The organism is Haloarcula halophila (assembly GCF_029278565.1).
Classification (GTDB): Archaea; Halobacteriota; Halobacteria; order Halobacteriales; family Haloarculaceae; genus Haloarcula; species Haloarcula halophila.
On sequence record NZ_CP119559.1, the window covers coordinates 1,953,436 to 1,968,639 of the forward strand.

Consider the following 15,204-nt stretch of genomic DNA (forward strand, 5'->3'; position numbering starts at 1 on the left):
CTCGCCTCAGCGCTCGTCGTCGCCGGCCCGGGACTGTAGCTCCCGGATGACTTCCTCCGTCTCGCCGCCGTCGCCCCGGACGGCCCGGGCGTAGCGCTCGTACTCCTCGGGGGAGACCTGGACCGTCTCGGTCCCGCCCTCGTGTTTCAGCTCCAGGCGGACCGTCCCGCCGGGCGTGTTACGGAGCCGGAAGCTCGCCATCGCCGTGAGGACGAACCACAGCGCGATACAACTCCCCAAAAAGTACGCCATCGTCGTCTCGAAGGCCAGCGTCTCGGCCCCGTTGGTCCAGCGTGCCGGGTACGCCCGGACGAACAGCCCGACGCCGACCAGACAGCCGGCGTTCCCGAGGACGACCCCGAGTTGCTGGCGGCGCGACGAGGGGAGGACGGCGACGACCGAGAGGAACAGCGCCGGAATGCCCAGCCCGCCGAGCACGCCGGCGAGCTTCTCGGCGGCCCGGAGGTCGTCGACCCCCAGCATCGCCGACAGTGACGTCGTCACGACGAGGATCGCAGTCACGAGTGCCAGCACGCCGGCGACCCCGAGGACGATACCAGCGCCGATCCGCCGCGGGTCCCGCCCGTTCCAGCGGCGCCCTCCGTACGCATCCCCGAGATTCTCCATGGACCCACTTTGACACTCCCACCACAAAACGGTACGTCAGACGCTCGCAAGACGGGACTACTCGCTCTGGATGCGTGGGGCGAGCATGTAGGTGACCCGGCCGTTGCCCTCTGCGAAGTTGAAGTGCATCTTGACGGGGAACTCCTCGCCCAGTTCCATCTCCACCTCGGCGTCCTTGGGGATGGCCTTGTTCATGTTCTTCAGGTAATCGAGCGAGAACAGCGAGTGAGCGTCCCCGACGGTCAGGTCGATGAGATCGTCCTGTGTGAGTTCCAGGTGGACGTCGTCGGTGTCGCCCTCGGCGTCGACGTAGAACAGTTCCTCGGCCGTGTCGACTCCCAGCGCGATGTGGTCGCTGACCATGTCCGCCGCCGTCACCGAGCGGTCGATGTCACGGCCCTCGATGACGATGTGGGCCGAGAGGTCCAGTTCCGGCAGATCCGGCTCCTGGCGGATGGAGTCGGGATCGATGAGCGCGAGGGTGTACTCCAGCCCGTCGATGGCGATGTGGAGTTTGCGTGTCTCCTCGTCGAGTTCCAGGTGGACGAGCTGGCCGGCGTCGGCCATCCCCGCGATGTCTTCGAGCCGCGAGAGGTTCACGCCGATGATTCCCCCGTCCGCCTCGTAGGACTCGAAGGCCGCCGCGTCCAGCCGGAGGTCGACCATCCCGACGTTCGCGGGGTCGACCGCCCGGATTTCCAACCCGTCGTCTTCTAGGTGGATCTTGCATTCGTCCACCAGCACGCTCACCGAATCGAGAGCCGCCTGGAGCGTGTCTGCGCTCACGATGGCGTTGAACATCTTGGAGCGAGCTACGCCCCCATCCATTAAAAAGCCGGCTATCGTCCCCGCGTGCGCGCAAGCGTTCGACCGCTCAGGCCTCCGGTTCGAACACCCCTGGGTTCTTGGGACCTTCGCGGTTGATGATCGCCAACATCCCCTTGCGGGCGACCCGCGAGAGCGCGTGGTCGACCAGCTTGATCGGTCCCGGGACCTCCGCGTGCAGCGTCGCGATGGCACAGGAACCGGGCTTGACCGGCGTCGTCTGGACGAACTTGTTGGCCGGGCCGGCGATGGCCCCCTGTTGCCAGACTTCGTCCCACACCGAGCCGATGGGGTGGAAGCTCGAATCGAGGTTCGGGCCGCCGGTGACGAAGTACACCCGCGCGGTCTCGCCAGTCTTGATCGACGGGGAGCCGTACCGGTCGGGCGTGATGGCGTACTTCTCGCCGTTCATGAGGACGTAGGTCGGGTCCTCGGCTTTCATCGACTCGATGTCGAAGTCGTGGTGGCCCTCCTCGCCGGCCTCGCCTTTGGTGTACAGTTCGTGCTGGCCGAAGTAGAACTCGTGGTCGACCTCGGGCAGCCCGTCCTTTGGCTCGACCAGGATCATGCCGAACATCCCCGAGGAGATGTGCATGTCCATGTTCGGGACCGCACAGTGGTAGATGAACGCGCCGGGGTAGGTGGCCTTGAACCGGAAGGTCTTGGTCTGGCCCGGCGTGACCATCGACGCCTCCGCGCCGCCGCCGGTCCCGCGCACGGCGTGGAGGTCGATGTTGTGGGGCATCGAGTTGCTCTCCTCGTTGGTGACGGTCAACTCGACGGTGTCGCCACGGCGGACCCGGATCATCGGCCCCGGCACCTGCCCGTCGAAGGTCATGTACGTGTACGTGACCCCCGGTTCGACCTCGGCGACCTGCTCTTTGGTCGTCATCTCGATCGAGTGAGTCGTCGGCTCCGACCGGTCGATGGGGCCGGGGATGTCGGTCGGGTCGGCGGCGATACGGTCGACGTCGGTCGATTTCGCTTGGGTCATGGCTGGTTCCTGGGGCGTGGTGCGTTCGGCGGTCTGTTCGGTCTCGGCGCCGGGTGCCTGTGCACAGCCGGCGACCGCTGCAGTACTGACTCCGAGCGCCTGGAGCACCCGGCGTCGCGTCGCCGTCGGGATGGATGACATCGGTGTGGACCTCCGTACACGTAGGGATGTGTCGCCGTGACACATATACCGAGAACCCTGCTCTCAGGGCGTGAGAGTGGTTCTCAGGCGACGAGAACCGCAACGAACGTGTTCGGCTCTGGGATGTGTTCTACCGGAGGCGGCTCACCAGCCCACCCGTCGGTCGCGATCCCTCCCGCCGTCGGTGACGAAGGCGACTCCTGCCGACTATCGCGCTCCCGACGAGATAGAACGGGACGACGATCGAGCCCAGCGTGCCGATCGTCGGAAGCAACGGGTGCTTGCTGTAGAGTTCCGTCAGCAGCGACGTTGGAAGGACTGCGACGTACCGGTGTGTGGTGAGCAACCGCTGGTAGCTGCCGGTATCGGCGGGCGCATGCAGCGTCACGGTGATCTCACGCTGGCTCTGTGGCGGAACCCGGACGACCCGATCCGACACGTCGACTCCGTCGCCGGGGACGAGATAGACGACGTTCGGGAGGTAACTCGGGTTCCTGAGCTGCCGTGTCCGGGGCTTGGACTCCCCGGCGGGGATGACGTCCGCCCGTTCGGAGTCGAAGCTCGAACTGACGATCGCCATTTCAGTCGTGCCGCCCTGGACGACTGTCGGGGCCACCAACCCGGCCGCCAAGACGAGCGCACAGGCGGCGACGAGCACCCGGGGATCGAGTCCCTGCGAGCGGCTCCGATCGGTGTCACGGTCCCGCTCGTCGCGTGTCCCGAACACGCTGTCGAACCCGAGGTACCCGAACGCCGCCACTGCGAGTACCGTCAACACCCCTTCTGTCCCCAGAAACAGTTCGGTGCCGGACCAGCGGGCGAGTGTCAACTGAGCACCTTGGACCGTGTTCTTGATAGCGTTGATCCCGCTTCCCAGCGCGGGGATCGCGACGATCCGGCCGTTGATCTGGAGCACTTCCGCGACGATCTGGTGGTCGCGAACCGGGGGCTCCCCGGCCGTCTGATCGGTAATCGCGTTCGCGTCCCCCTTGGTGACGTACCCCTTCTCCGTGGTGCCGACCACCCGGTGTGTCGTCAACCCACCACCCTGGATCTCTTCGGCCTCGAAGACGATCACGTCGCCCGGCTCCGGCGGGCCGGTAAGCGGGCTGGGGACCGCGACGAACCCGTCGTCGGGTTCCAGCGCCGGGTCCATGCTCCCGGTCCGAACGAACCCGAGCAGGACGGGCTGTCCGAGCAGTTGTCCGACAAGCAAGGCTAAGACGACGAGTACGAGTACCGTCTCGACCGCGTTCGTGATCCCCTCCCGTATCGACATCTAGCCGTTCCCTGAGTGATTGTCGGGTGGCCGCCCGATCCGATTACTCTTGTCCGGGATCGGCGGCCTCGTTCGCGTTGACGACGAACTGACTGGTGAGATCGAACTCACCGGTCGTGTCGCTATCGGTCGTATCGACCTGTAGCGAGACGTACACCGATTCTCCCGACGGCACCGCTTCGTTTGGATCGTTCGCGTTGTTGAAACTCAGGGCCTGATCCGGGTCCGTCTGGCCATCGGTGGGATCATCCAGATCCAGTGCCGTCGTTTCGGTCGAAGTCGCCGAATCGACCTGGCTCGGATCCGGGGAACTCGCACCCTGGATTTCCGTCGCCACGCCCTGCAGGTACACTGTTGCACCCGAAGCTTCCGACGTTTCCTGTAAGCCGACCTCTATGTCGAGGGCCTGGTCTGTCTGGTTCTCGATGACGAACGCCGATTGGTCGGTCCCGTCGTCGTAGGGCCATCCATCTCCGGCCGCCGCCGGGTTCGTGTCTCCGTCGTAGAGGCTGCTGAAAGCGACGCTATCGCCCTGTGCGTCGTCGTCCATCGCACCCAACTGGAAGCGAGCCTGGTCGTTGACTCCGGTCCCGCTACCACTATCTTCACTGAAGTCGATGTACAGGTCACCGTTTTCGTATCCGATCTTGTCACCGATGCCTCGAGCACCTCCGGGACTGAGGCTGATGTAGGCCATATCGTCGTTTGCCACGCCGATATCACCGTCTCTCCCGACAGTCGCAGCCGTGAACGCGCCTGTACCTGATGCGGCCGCCCCGCCGGCGGCGAGCGATCCGAGTCCGATGAGGAACTTTCGTCGGTCCATCTGTTGTCACCGCCCGCAGTCACCCTGCGAGCGTATCTGTCCCTGTATTCCGGAGGGGTGTCGTTATACAGGCCTATTCGGCGGCTCAACCGGAGGATTTCGTCACTCTGCTGGCGGGGATACGTCGTATTCCCCCCGTCTTTTCCACGGCCGCTAGGTAGTTAGTGACTGGCCGACCCGCCACACCGGCGGACGAAACCATCCGGTTGATCGGACTCAGCCACCTCAACGACCCATTGAGTTCCCGCCTGTAGGTAAAGTTTCAGTGGGTATTAATGTATACTGAGGAGACTGGTCGGACACCGGGGTGGGGGTCAATGCAAGAGGTTATTCAGCCAACCGGAGCGACAGAGTCGAACAGAGGGACAGAAGAGATCGACGAACTGTTCGATATCATGAGCAACAGTCGCCGGCGTGCGGTATTTCACTATCTCAAGCAGGGCGACGGGACCGACGTCGAGATCAGCAGACTCTCCAGGGAACTGGCCGCCTGGGAGTGCGGTATCGAGCCCGAACAGGTCTCCTACGACGACCGCCACTCGATCCACACGTCGCTCCGGCAGTTCCATCTCCCGAAGATGGAGGACGGTGGGATCATCGAGTTCAACGACCAGGGAACGAGTGTCGCGCTCACCGACGAGGCCGACCGGATGGACATCTACGTCGAGGCGGTGTCGGAAGACGAGGTCAGGTGGTCGACGTACTTCGTCTCGCTCTCGGCCGTCCTGGCGCTCGCGACGGGGGCGGCGATACTCGGTATCCGGCCGCTGACCGCGCTATCGGCGCAGGGGTTGGTCGTCCTCGAATCGATCGCCTTCACCGTCTCCTCGCTCGTATTCTGGTCCAGCCAGCAAGACGACCTTCTAGGCTCCGAAGGAGTGCCCCCGCTGTTCTCGGAGGAGTGAGCCATGCGTAGACTCCTCGTCTTGCTTGTGGGAAGCGCGCTGGTAGTCGGGGTCTTCTCGGTCGGAACCGGCGGCTTCACCGCCGGCCAAGTCGAACGGACGGCCACCGTCGGTATCGTCCCCGACGACCGCGCTGCGCTCGGCTACGACGCCCGCTGCCGGGGCGACGATCTGCACGCTACGGTCACGAACCGGGCTGTCGGGGCGGAGCTGGTACTGTCCGTGTCCGTCTCCGGGACCGAGCGACAGGTGACTGTCGGCCCCGCGGAGTCGGGGACGCTCCGGTTCGTGGGTGTCGAACCGGGGACTCCGGTCACCGTCCGGGCACACAACGAGGACGGAGGGCTGGCGGTCGAACTGGAACGGTCCGTCCCCGAGGACTGCCGGGACCGGCGCGCGATCAGCTGGATCGCCTTCTGTGGGACTCCGCCCGCTGCCCCACCAGCGGTCGCGGCGACGGACGGTGACGGCCCGACCGCGGTCGACTGGACCGACACCGGCGACGGTCCCGTCGTGTACAATGCCGGGCCGACGGTGTACAACACGACCGACGACGGCACCCTCCGTAGCGGGCAGGGAACTACGATCGGCAGTGCGCGCGGCGGTGCCGGTCAGTTGATATCCAGCCCCTGTGCCGTCGCGGCCGACTCCTCGGGCACGAAGTTCGAGTACAACAGCTCGACCGGGGCGTTCGAGGTCGGTGGCTGAGACGCACGCGGAGTACAGCGCGTCTCACACTGCTTTGCTCGTTTCCTGGTCCATCGGCTCCCATCTCAATGTTGACGGCTTCTGCCGTCGTATGGCCGACTGTTCGTCCACGCGGCGAGGGACGGGTCGTTATCGACTTGCCACTCGCTCCCGACTATCCACGTATGACCGACGGGACCGACGACCGTGTCCAGGTGTGGCTGGTCGAGCGCACCTACTCCGACGACGAGCAGAACCTCATCATCCTCACGTACGCGACTCGGGACGGCGAGCAGTACTTCCGCAAGGAGCGTGCGCTCACCTCCTTCACCGACGTTCGGGACACGACGGCGGCCGTCGAGACCGACCCGGGAAATCTCGGGGCAGTCGAAGACCCCGACCTGCGCGAGCAGTACGCTGCCGAAGCACAGCGGATGGAGCGCGCTCACGACCCTGGGGACGTGATCTGAGAGGACGGCCACGCCACCTGATCCGGCACCCCTTTCAGCGTCGACGGCGTCAGTACAGGTATGATCGATATCTCACCCGTCTCTCGCGGTCGATACGCGTCGGGAGGCAACTATGTCGGGTAAAGACGACTACTACAACAGAGCCAAACAGGAGGGGTACCGTGCCCGATCGGCCTACAAACTCCAGCAACTCGACGAGACGGCCGGCCTGCTGGGCGAGGGTCGGACCGTCGTCGACCTCGGTGCCGCGCCCGGCGGGTGGCTCCAGGTCGCGGCCGAGCGGGTCGGCGAACGCGGGACCGTCGTCGGCGTCGACCGCCAGCGCATCGACCCACTGGCGGACCCGGAGCCGACGGTCGAGTACGTCCGCGGGGACATGACCGACGACAGCACGAAGGCCGAGATCCGCGAGATCGTCGGCGGCGACGGCGACCAGGGTGGCCCCGTCGACGTGGTCATCTCCGATATGGCGCCGAACATGACCGGCGAGTACGACCTGGACCACGCCCGCTCGGTCCACCTCGTCCGGCAGGCGTTCGAGGTCGCGACCGACCTCTTAGACGCCGGCGGGGATTTCGCCGCGAAGGTGTTCGACGGCCAGGACCTGGACGACCTGAAGGCGGACATCGAACCGGAGTTCGAGTACGTCCGCGAGGTCCGCCCGGACGCATCCCGCGATTCGTCCTCGGAGCTGTATCTGGTGGCGAAACACCGGTTGACGGCGCCAGTCCGCGAGGGCGACGTCGTCGAAGTCACCATCGAGGACATCGGCGAGGAAGGCGACGGCATCGCGAAAGTCGAGAACTTCACGGTCTTCGTCGGCGGCGTCGAGAAAGGCGAGACCCTGGACGTCCGAATCGGTGACGTGAAACCGCGCTACGCGTTCGCCCAGCCAGCCGAGTAGCTACCGGACGACCGACGACGAGCCGACCTCCCGGCGCCGGACGAGGCCGACGACGGCGTAGACGAAGGGCGTGTCGACCACCGCGATAGTGAGTTTCAGCAGGTACTGGCCGACGATCAGCGCCAGCGCCTCGTTGGGCGGGACGCCTTGGAAGACCACGAACCCGATCGTGATGAAGATGACAGTGTCGAGCAGTTGGCTCGTGGCCGTCGACCCGATGTTCCGGAGCCAGAGTTTCGTCGGGCCGGTGCGCCGACGGATCGCGTGGAAGACGAAGACGTCCCAGTTCTGACTGACGACGTAGGCCGATAGGCTCGCGACGACGATGCCCGTACTGGCACCCAGTACCGACCGGAACGCGGCCGGATCGACCGGCTGTGCGGCCGCCGGGAGCCCGGGTGCGAAGATCGTGCTCCAGACCAGCCCCAGCAGGACGAAGTTCATGACGAACCCGACGTTGACCAACACCGTCGCCGCCCGCCGGCCGTACAGTTCGGCGTAGCAGTCCGACGCGAAGAACGTCAGCGCGTACGCGAGCGCCGCACCGGGTAACACCAGCGTGTCGCCCGTCAGGGGTACCCCGAAGGGCAGGCCGAACGCGAGCAGTTTCGAGGCGGTGACCTGCGCGACGACCAGTGCCGTCACGAACAGGCCGATCAGCGCGACCCGCTGTGGCGAGCCGTCGTCACTCGTCATCGTCTAAGCGACCGTGGCGGGCGTCGATGTCGTCCAGTACGTCCAGTGTCTTCCGGACCGAGGCGCGGATCGCGTCGCTCCGGTTGACGAACTTCCCGTCGTCGCCGACGTGTTCGTCTAGATCCTCCAACAACTCTGCGGGCATCTCGACGCTTATCTTGGGCATACCTGGAGAATACTGTAAGCGGACTCATAGCCACTGCGGTTCGATGGCCGGTCCTCGGCGCTTCCCACGTGGTGTCTCGATCAGGCACTCCCGGAGACAACAAGCGGACACAGCGGTGTTCGGAGACCGGTGAGTCAGTCGGCCGGTTCGCTCCGGCGCTCGGAGGTCCGCCGACCGCCCAGCGTGTACACCCAGAGGACGCCAAGCCCGAAGAGGTACGCCAGCGCCGTCGGGATCCCGACGATGAACATCGTGAAGATGCCGTTGGGCGAGAAGATCGCCGAGACGGCCACGATGGCGATGACGACCTCCCGCCAGCGGGTGTACATCGTCTCGAAGGGGACGATCCCGCCCTTGTGGAACAGGAACATCGTCACCGGGATCTCCGCCAGCAGCCCGATCCCGACGGTGAGGAAGAACACGAGCCAGCCGAACTTGCTGACCCGGTAGGCGATGACCATGTTGGCCTGGAGCTGGTCGTAGGCGATCGCCGAGATCGTCAGCGGCGCGAAATAGAGGAACCCGAGCACGCTCCCGCCGATGAGCGCGGCGAACATCGTCCCACCCCAGACAGCCAGGATATTGCGGTTCCCGACGACGAAGCCCCGTTCGCGCAGCGCCGGCCACGCGAAGTACATGAGGACGGGGATCACCGCGACGGCCCCGACGACCGTCGAGAACTTCACGATGAACACCAGGTGCTCGACCGGGTGCAACGTGACGATACCGACGTCGTTGGCCATCTCCGGCGGGAGTCGGCTGACGAAGGTCCGCTGGATGCGGCCGATGCCGCCCTGATAGAGGAACAGGAAGGCCGCGCCCATCACGACCCCGAAGATGCCCAGGATCCAGAACGCCTTGGAGGCGATCGAGTCGAAGATGAAACGGATGTCGTAGTAGTAGCCGCCCACGTCGTCCTCGGTGGTCTCGTCCTCGGTGAAGGCGTTGAGGACCCCTGCAGTCGTCGAGGTGACGACGTCGTCGTCCTCGGTGTCGTCGGCCTCTGGGGCTTCTTCGCCGTCGCTCTCGTCGGCCTCGTTTGCCATGTCCCACCGGTCGAGGACGAGCCCGGCCTTCTCCTCCTCGCCCTTGGTCAGCGCCGTGTCGGCGTGGGCCAGAGCCTCCTGTTCGGTCATCTCCTCGAAGACCTCCGGCGGCGCGACCTTGATCGCCTCCGCGTTGAGTTCGTCGACGTCGATGGCGGTCGGGTCGCCGTGTTGGCCCGGTGCCGTGTGGGCCGATAGCTCCCGCAGGACGTGGACGTAGAGGACGACGACGCCGCCGACGAGCGCGAACAGTGCGCCGAACAGTAGTGCCGTCCCCTCGACGGAGAGGCCAAACAGCGCCGGCGGCTGGACGTTCCCGGTCAACCGGCTGGAGTACTGTGCGGCAAACGCCTCGGCCGCTTGCACGTACTGGAAGGCCGGCGAGGACAGCAGGTAGTAGGCGGCTGCCCCCGACAGGAGGCTCCCGCCCAGGATCGTGTTCCAGTTCGAGAGTGCGACCTCCCGTGTGCTGACCAGTTCGCTGGAGCGTTTGAACAGCACCGCGACCTTCGCCAGCGCGAGACTGACGCCGTAGAGACCACACAGCGGCGCGGCCCACATGATCTGCGTGAACGGGTCCGGCGGCGAGAACAGCGCGCCGAAGGCGAAGATCCCCATCACCGCGTAGCGCCACTTGTCCCGGAACGTCTCGTAGGGGACGATCTCCGTATACGAGAGGATCGTCATCATCAGCGGCAGTTGTGCGGCCAGGCCGAACGAGACGGCCAGCATGAAGACGAACTGGAACCACTTGACGATAGAGTACTGTGGCGTGAACCCGGCGTCGAAGGCGTCGCCCGCCAGGAAGTTGAACATGATCGGGAAGAACAGCTCGTAGGCGTAGGCGACGCCGCCGACGAACAACGCCAGGCTGACCGTCGCGAACGTCAGGAGCTTCCAGGCGGGGATGTGTTCGGCCGGCCACCAGCCACGGCGGCGAAGTCCGTCACGGCCGAAATAAATGAGCAGCGGGACCGACATGAGGATGCCGACGACGGCACCGATCTTGACCTGCAGGAGGATCACGTCGAACGGGGTGACGGCGACGATACTGGTCGCCTCCTGGGTGGTCAGGTCCATCTGGGAGTACAGGAGGTCCTGGCGCAGTCGGTCCCAGACGCCGTACTGGAGTCCCATGATCGTCCCGATCATCCCGACGACGAAGACGATAAACACCTTCTGGAGGTGCGTCTGGGCACTGCTGAGCATCGCACCCAGTGTCGCACGGCCACTCTGGACCGTCTTGACGGTGTCCTCGTCGATCGCGCTCGCCATCTCTCCTGGGTGTAGCCTATTGTGCGTTATCAATTTATTCATCCCACTGGCGGGCGGGAACCAGCCCTCGCGAGACGGCCGCGCGAGGCATCTCGAAAAGAAAGTTTACAATCACCTCCCGCTAAGCCCATCCAGATGCCGGACGGCGACGACAGCGACGAACAGCATGGCCCGACAGAGCCACTGCTGCCCGACGAGGATGCTGGGACCTCCGCCGAGAGCGACGGCGAGGGGACACCGCCGTCCGACGATGACATCGACGCGCCGGCCGACGCCCCCGCCGGTGGGGACGAATCGACGGCGGGCACACACGCAGCGCCCGTCGAGCCGGCGACGCCGCTGTTCGACCGGGACCCCGACGACGTGGTCGCCGCGACACCGGCCGACGTTCCCTCCGACTGGGGAATGCCGGGATCGCCGACCGCACACACGTCCTACGGCGGGGAGACCGTCTCGACGCCGAGCGATAGCACGTCGGTGCCCGACCCCGACGCGGAGTTCGACTACGGCGAGGAGGGCGCGCCCGACGACCAGGAGATGCCCCTGGCCGACCACGTCGAGGAGATGGCGATGCGGCTGTTCGTCGTCGTCGGCGTGATGGCGGTCGTCACCGTCCTCGCGTTACCCTCCTCCGATCAACTGATCAACTTCCTGTGGTACTCCTTCCTCGACGGCCCCGCCGAGGCCTGTGGCCAGTTCGCGGCCGACGCCCAGCCCGGCGGCGAGAGCACCGTCTCCGGGGCGGACTGCCCACACGTCTACAGCCCGCTCGCGCTGATCCTCGCCCGACTGAAGGTCTCCTCGCTCGTCGGCCTGATCGTCGCGCTCCCGGTGTTCGTCTACGAGACGTATCTGTTCATGCGGCCGGGGCTGTACCCCAAGGAGCGACGGTACTACCTCGCCGCGGTCCCGACCAGCCTCGTGCTCGCGACCGTCGGCGTCGCCTTCGCGTACTTCCTCGTCCTGCGGGCGATGTTCGACTACTTCATCACCTACTCCGACCGCGCCGCGGACCTCGCCTTTGGCCTGGGGGAGACGTTCAACCTCATCATTCTGATGCTGGGTTTCTTCGCGATCGTCTTCCAGATCCCGCTGTTCGTGATGCTGGCGATCATGATGGGGGTCACGACCCGCCAGTGGCTCGAAGACCGACGGCTGTACTTCTGGGGCGGGTTCGCGGCCATCGCCTTCGTCTTCAGCCCGGACCCGACCGGGATGGCGCCGTTGATGGTCGCCGTGACGATGATCGGCCTCTTCGAGGGGACGCTCCTGCTGTTGCGCTGGACCCAGGAGAGTTCGCCGGTCCCGACGGCCGAGGAGGCCGCGGCCCAGCGCCCGATCGCTTGGCTCGGGGCCGGCCTCGTCGGCTACGTCCTCAGCCCGGCACCGGTGCCGACGGGCTACTACCAGCAACTGCCGACGGCGATCACCGACGCGCTCAACAGCGTCGGACTCGCGCCGCCGCTGCTCGTCGGCGGGAGCGCTATCGTGGCCTTCGAGGCGCTGGCCTACGTCAACAAGAACTACGTCGTCAACATCCGGCTCTGGCGGGCACTGCGCCGTATTCGGCTCCCGGTCTGGGGGGCGGCGATCGTCGTCGGCTACCTCTCCAGTGCCGACCCGACGCTGTTCCGCCTGGTCGACCAGGTGAGCCTGACGCCGGCGGCGGCCGTCGCCGTCAGCGGGACGCTCGTGGTCGCCTTCGAGGCCGCGATCCTCGTCGGGAAACGCCGGAGGGCGTCGACTGATGGCTGACGCCGCGACCGTCCTCGTCGCACGCCACGGGGAGACTCACTGGAACCGTACGAGTCGGGTCCAGGGGTGGGCACCGACCGGACTGACCGACCGCGGCCGCGACCAGGCCGCGGCGCTTGGCGAGGCGGTCACACAGCGGTACGCCGTCGACCGCGTGGTCGCCTCGGATCTACAGCGGACTCGTGAGACGACCGAGGGTATCCGGGACGCCGGGCAGGGACTCCCGGAGCCGACCTTCGACGCCGACTGGCGCGAACGCGGCTTCGGCGTCCTCCAGGGGTTGCTCGCCGCGGACCTCTTCGAACGGTACCCCGCCCACGACGACGGCGACAGCGTCTCGGCGCTGCCGGCCGCCCCGGAGAACGGCGAGACCGTCGCGGCGTTCTGTGACCGCGTTCGGGACGCCTGGGAGCGACTGGTTCGATCGGTCGAGCCCGGCGAGACGACGCTGCTGGTCACCCACGGCGGCGTCATCAAGGTCCTGCTGGCGACAGTCGACGACCGGTCGCTTTCGGCGACACTCGCGACACACTCCCAGGACAACTGCGCGATCAACGAGATCAGGATCGACGACGGCGGGGCACGGCTGCTCGCCGAGGCACTGACCGACTGGCGCTGACGAACGTTTATCGGCCTGGCGTGTCTCTGTCGAACAAATGGGCCTTTTCAACAAGATCGGGCGGAACGTCGAACGGTTCAAACAGACGGCCACCGACGCCGCGGACCAACAGGCGGAGTACGAGTGTTCGGCCTGCGAGTCGCGGTTCCACACCGACCACGACGACTGTCCGGAGTGTGGCGCGACCGAGGTCCGACCGATCGACGGGGAGTAGTTACTCGACGCTCGGATAGTCGGCGTCGAAGACGTCGGCGACGACGTCGTCCTCGCTCTCCTCGTCTTCGGGGCTGACACTGCCGGTCTGGTAGCCGTGCAGGTCCAGGGTCACGTGATCGAATCCACAGTCCTCGATGTGGTCACGGGCGGTCCGCACGAAATCCGGATCGAGCGCGGTCTCCAGTTCGGCCTCGCCGACCTCGATGCGGGCCAGGCCGTCGTGGTCGCGGACCCGGAACTGTTCGAACCCCCAGGTACGGAGCAGCTGTTCGGCCTTCTCGACACGGGAGAGCCGGTCTTCGGTCACTTCGAGCCCGGTCGGGATACGCGAGGAGAGACAGGCCATCGACGGTTTGTCGGCGACCGAGAGGTCGTACTCGCGGGCGATCTCCCGCACCTCGGATTTGTCGATGTCGTGTTCGAGCAGCGGGGAGTAGGCGTCCAGTTCCTCGACGGCTCGCAGGCCAGGACGGTGCCCCTCGCCGATGTCCGAGAGGTTGGTTCCGTCACAGACGATACCGATCCCCAACTCCCGGGCGCGGTCGTACATCGCGCCCAGACGCATCGACCGGCAGTGATAACAGCGCATCTCGTCGTTGGTCCGGAACTCTTGACTACTGAGTTCCGAGAACTCGACGATCTCGTGACGGATGCCGATCTCCTCGGCGACCCGGACCGCGTCACCGAGTTCGGCTTCCGGTAGGGTCTCCGACTTCGCCGTACAGGCGACGGCGTCGTCACCGAGGGCGTCGTGGGCCAGCGCGGCGACGACACTGGAGTCGACGCCGCCGGAAAACGCGATCAACACACCGTCGCGCTGGGCGAGGTCGTCCCGTGCAGCAGACGCCTTCGTCGCGACTGAGGACATTGTAAACGGTTTGGTCTGGATGCTCAAAAGCGCGTCGCGTTCGGCACACGATCCGGTGCCCTCTCGGTAGTTACAGATATCTAACATACGCACATTATTTTCACAAATAAGGAGAGAAATTATACTCGATGCTGGGTCAGTGTTACGCGGTTGCGAGTGGGAAAGGAGGGGTCGGAAAGACGACGACGGTCGTCAACACGGCGTACGAACTGGTCACACTGGGTCACGACGTGGCCGTCGTCGACGCCGACCTGTCGATGACGAATATCGGGCGACTGCTCGGGGTCGACCACGAACCGACGTTACACGACGTGTTGGCCGGCGCGGCCGACCTGGCCGACGCTGTCGACACCAGCGGCGAGGTCGCGCTCGTCCCCGGCGACGCGTCCGTTGAGACGTATCGCGAGGCCGACCCGTCCCGACTGGGCCGGGTCCTCCGTCGGCTCCGAACCGAGTTCGATATCGTCCTCGCGGATACGGGCGCTGGCGTCAGCCACGAGGTCGTCGTCCCGTGCGGGGTCGCCGACGGGACCGTTCTGGTGACGACGCCGGACGACACCGCCGTCTCGGACACGTCCCGGACGGCGTCGCTCGTGGACAGGGTCGACGGGACGGTACTGGGCGTCGCCGTCACGCGGACCGACGAGCGTGCGGCCGAGGCGGTCGCGGACGAACTCGGGACGGACCTGCTGGCGTGGATCCCCGAGCGCCCCGACGTGGTCGGGGACGAACCGGTCGTCAGAACCGCACCCTCGTCGGCGGTCGCGGCCGCCTACAGCGGGTTGGCCGGGGTGGTGTCGGTCGCGGCGGCCGCGAGCGACCCGGCGGCGGTCGAGGCCTCCGATGACGCTCCCACCGACGACTCCGGGGAGTAGCCGGCGACGGGTTTTTTCTGACCGGCGCCG

General features: G+C 66.1%; 17 protein-coding genes. 8 read left to right on the top strand and 9 right to left on the bottom strand.

The genetic code is table 11. The features are described 5' to 3' along the window. Window positions 1-6: 6 nt before the first annotated feature. From P0204_RS10360 to P0204_RS10380, 5 genes are all read right to left on the bottom strand, one after another. The gene (locus P0204_RS10360) at window positions 7-627 is read right to left on the bottom strand and encodes a cell division protein CdpA domain-containing protein (protein WP_276178881.1); all 621 of its coding nucleotides are present in this window, start codon (window positions 625-627) and stop codon (window positions 7-9) included. Between the two features lie 57 nt (window positions 628-684). After that, window positions 685-1,428, bottom strand: coding sequence for a DNA polymerase sliding clamp (locus P0204_RS10365; RefSeq protein ID WP_276178883.1), 744 nt, complete (start codon window positions 1,426-1,428; stop codon window positions 685-687). A 73-nt stretch (window positions 1,429-1,501) separates the two neighbouring features. Next, window positions 1,502-2,587, bottom strand: a complete 1,086-nt coding sequence (gene nirK / locus P0204_RS10370; protein WP_276178885.1) for a copper-containing nitrite reductase — start codon at window positions 2,585-2,587, stop codon at window positions 1,502-1,504. A 130-nt stretch (window positions 2,588-2,717) separates the two neighbouring features. Further along, window positions 2,718-3,866 (bottom strand): S26 family signal peptidase, encoded by a 1,149-nt coding sequence (locus P0204_RS10375; RefSeq protein WP_276178887.1) that lies wholly within the window; start codon window positions 3,864-3,866, stop codon window positions 2,718-2,720. A gap of 43 nt (window positions 3,867-3,909) precedes the next feature. Further along, window positions 3,910-4,692, bottom strand: a complete 783-nt coding sequence (locus tag P0204_RS10380) for a hypothetical protein (RefSeq protein ID WP_276178889.1) — start codon at window positions 4,690-4,692, stop codon at window positions 3,910-3,912. Between the two features lie 317 nt (window positions 4,693-5,009). Between P0204_RS10380 and P0204_RS10385 the strand changes: the two genes are divergently transcribed. From P0204_RS10385 to P0204_RS10400, 4 genes are all read left to right on the top strand, one after another. Next, window positions 5,010-5,597 (top strand): DUF7344 domain-containing protein, encoded by a 588-nt coding sequence (locus P0204_RS10385; RefSeq protein ID WP_276178891.1) that lies wholly within the window; start codon window positions 5,010-5,012, stop codon window positions 5,595-5,597. A gap of 3 nt (window positions 5,598-5,600) precedes the next feature. After that, complete coding sequence (locus P0204_RS10390) at window positions 5,601-6,305, top strand: hypothetical protein (protein ID WP_276178893.1); 705 nt, start codon at window positions 5,601-5,603, stop codon at window positions 6,303-6,305. A 164-nt stretch (window positions 6,306-6,469) separates the two neighbouring features. After that, on the top strand, window positions 6,470-6,754 hold the full coding sequence (locus P0204_RS10395) for a DUF7967 family protein (RefSeq protein ID WP_276178895.1): 285 nt from the start codon (window positions 6,470-6,472) through the stop codon (window positions 6,752-6,754). A 112-nt stretch (window positions 6,755-6,866) separates the two neighbouring features. Next, window positions 6,867-7,658, top strand: coding sequence for a 23S rRNA (uridine(2552)-2'-O)-methyltransferase (locus tag P0204_RS10400; RefSeq protein WP_276178897.1), 792 nt, complete (start codon window positions 6,867-6,869; stop codon window positions 7,656-7,658). Here the strand turns inward: P0204_RS10400 and P0204_RS10405 are convergent, their stop codons facing one another. The 3 genes from P0204_RS10405 to P0204_RS10415 form a co-directional block, all read right to left on the bottom strand. After that, window positions 7,659-8,354, bottom strand: a complete 696-nt coding sequence (locus P0204_RS10405; protein ID WP_276178899.1) for a queuosine precursor transporter — start codon at window positions 8,352-8,354, stop codon at window positions 7,659-7,661. Further along, a complete protein-coding gene (locus P0204_RS10410) occupies window positions 8,344-8,520 on the bottom strand; it encodes a ribbon-helix-helix domain-containing protein (RefSeq protein ID WP_276178901.1) in 177 nt (58 codons plus the stop codon). The genes P0204_RS10405 and P0204_RS10410 overlap by 11 nt, the downstream gene beginning before the upstream one ends. Before the next feature lie 134 nt (window positions 8,521-8,654). Then, window positions 8,655-10,841: a twin-arginine translocase subunit TatC gene (locus P0204_RS10415; RefSeq protein ID WP_276178903.1), complete on the bottom strand. Its 2,187-nt coding sequence runs from the start codon at window positions 10,839-10,841 to the stop codon at window positions 8,655-8,657. 135 nt (window positions 10,842-10,976) lie between these two features. Between P0204_RS10415 and tatC the strand changes: the two genes are divergently transcribed. The 3 genes from tatC to P0204_RS10430 are packed head-to-tail and all read left to right on the top strand — an operon-like array spanning window position 10,977 to window position 13,429. Further along, window positions 10,977-12,596, top strand: a complete 1,620-nt coding sequence (gene tatC, locus P0204_RS10420) for a twin-arginine translocase subunit TatC (RefSeq protein ID WP_276178905.1) — start codon at window positions 10,977-10,979, stop codon at window positions 12,594-12,596. Beyond that, window positions 12,589-13,215: a histidine phosphatase family protein gene (locus P0204_RS10425; protein ID WP_276178907.1), complete on the top strand. Its 627-nt coding sequence runs from the start codon at window positions 12,589-12,591 to the stop codon at window positions 13,213-13,215. The genes tatC and P0204_RS10425 overlap by 8 nt, the downstream gene beginning before the upstream one ends. 37 nt (window positions 13,216-13,252) lie before the next feature. Beyond that, window positions 13,253-13,429 carry an FmdB family zinc ribbon protein gene (locus P0204_RS10430; protein ID WP_276178909.1) on the top strand — a complete coding sequence of 59 codons (177 nt, stop codon included), beginning with the start codon at window positions 13,253-13,255 and terminating at the stop codon, window positions 13,427-13,429. Here the strand turns inward: P0204_RS10430 and larE are convergent, their stop codons facing one another. Further along, window positions 13,430-14,299, bottom strand: a complete 870-nt coding sequence (gene larE, locus P0204_RS10435) for an ATP-dependent sacrificial sulfur transferase LarE (protein WP_276178911.1) — start codon at window positions 14,297-14,299, stop codon at window positions 13,430-13,432. 128 nt (window positions 14,300-14,427) lie between these two features. Between larE and P0204_RS10440 the strand changes: the two genes are divergently transcribed. After that, on the top strand, window positions 14,428-15,174 hold the full coding sequence (locus P0204_RS10440) for a P-loop NTPase (protein WP_276178913.1): 747 nt from the start codon (window positions 14,428-14,430) through the stop codon (window positions 15,172-15,174). The last annotated feature ends 30 nt before the right edge of the window (window positions 15,175-15,204 follow it).

Coding starts and splice junctions, on each gene's coding strand:
- P0204_RS10360 (WP_276178881.1), bottom strand. CDS start 627: ATGGAGAATCTCGGGGATGCGTACGGAGGGCGCCGCTGGAACGGGCGG.
- P0204_RS10365 (WP_276178883.1), bottom strand. CDS start 1,428: ATGTTCAACGCCATCGTGAGCGCAGACACGCTCCAGGCGGCTCTCGAT.
- nirK (WP_276178885.1), bottom strand. CDS start 2,587: ATGTCATCCATCCCGACGGCGACGCGACGCCGGGTGCTCCAGGCGCTC.
- P0204_RS10375 (WP_276178887.1), bottom strand. CDS start 3,866: ATGTCGATACGGGAGGGGATCACGAACGCGGTCGAGACGGTACTCGTA.
- P0204_RS10380 (WP_276178889.1), bottom strand. CDS start 4,692: ATGGACCGACGAAAGTTCCTCATCGGACTCGGATCGCTCGCCGCCGGC.
- P0204_RS10385 (WP_276178891.1), top strand. CDS start 5,010: ATGCAAGAGGTTATTCAGCCAACCGGAGCGACAGAGTCGAACAGAGGG.
- P0204_RS10390 (WP_276178893.1), top strand. CDS start 5,601: ATGCGTAGACTCCTCGTCTTGCTTGTGGGAAGCGCGCTGGTAGTCGGG.
- P0204_RS10395 (WP_276178895.1), top strand. CDS start 6,470: ATGACCGACGGGACCGACGACCGTGTCCAGGTGTGGCTGGTCGAGCGC.
- P0204_RS10400 (WP_276178897.1), top strand. CDS start 6,867: ATGTCGGGTAAAGACGACTACTACAACAGAGCCAAACAGGAGGGGTAC.
- P0204_RS10405 (WP_276178899.1), bottom strand. CDS start 8,354: ATGACGAGTGACGACGGCTCGCCACAGCGGGTCGCGCTGATCGGCCTG.
- P0204_RS10410 (WP_276178901.1), bottom strand. CDS start 8,520: ATGCCCAAGATAAGCGTCGAGATGCCCGCAGAGTTGTTGGAGGATCTA.
- P0204_RS10415 (WP_276178903.1), bottom strand. CDS start 10,841: ATGGCGAGCGCGATCGACGAGGACACCGTCAAGACGGTCCAGAGTGGC.
- tatC (WP_276178905.1), top strand. CDS start 10,977: ATGCCGGACGGCGACGACAGCGACGAACAGCATGGCCCGACAGAGCCA.
- P0204_RS10425 (WP_276178907.1), top strand. CDS start 12,589: ATGGCTGACGCCGCGACCGTCCTCGTCGCACGCCACGGGGAGACTCAC.
- P0204_RS10430 (WP_276178909.1), top strand. CDS start 13,253: ATGGGCCTTTTCAACAAGATCGGGCGGAACGTCGAACGGTTCAAACAG.
- larE (WP_276178911.1), bottom strand. CDS start 14,299: ATGTCCTCAGTCGCGACGAAGGCGTCTGCTGCACGGGACGACCTCGCC.
- P0204_RS10440 (WP_276178913.1), top strand. CDS start 14,428: ATGCTGGGTCAGTGTTACGCGGTTGCGAGTGGGAAAGGAGGGGTCGGA.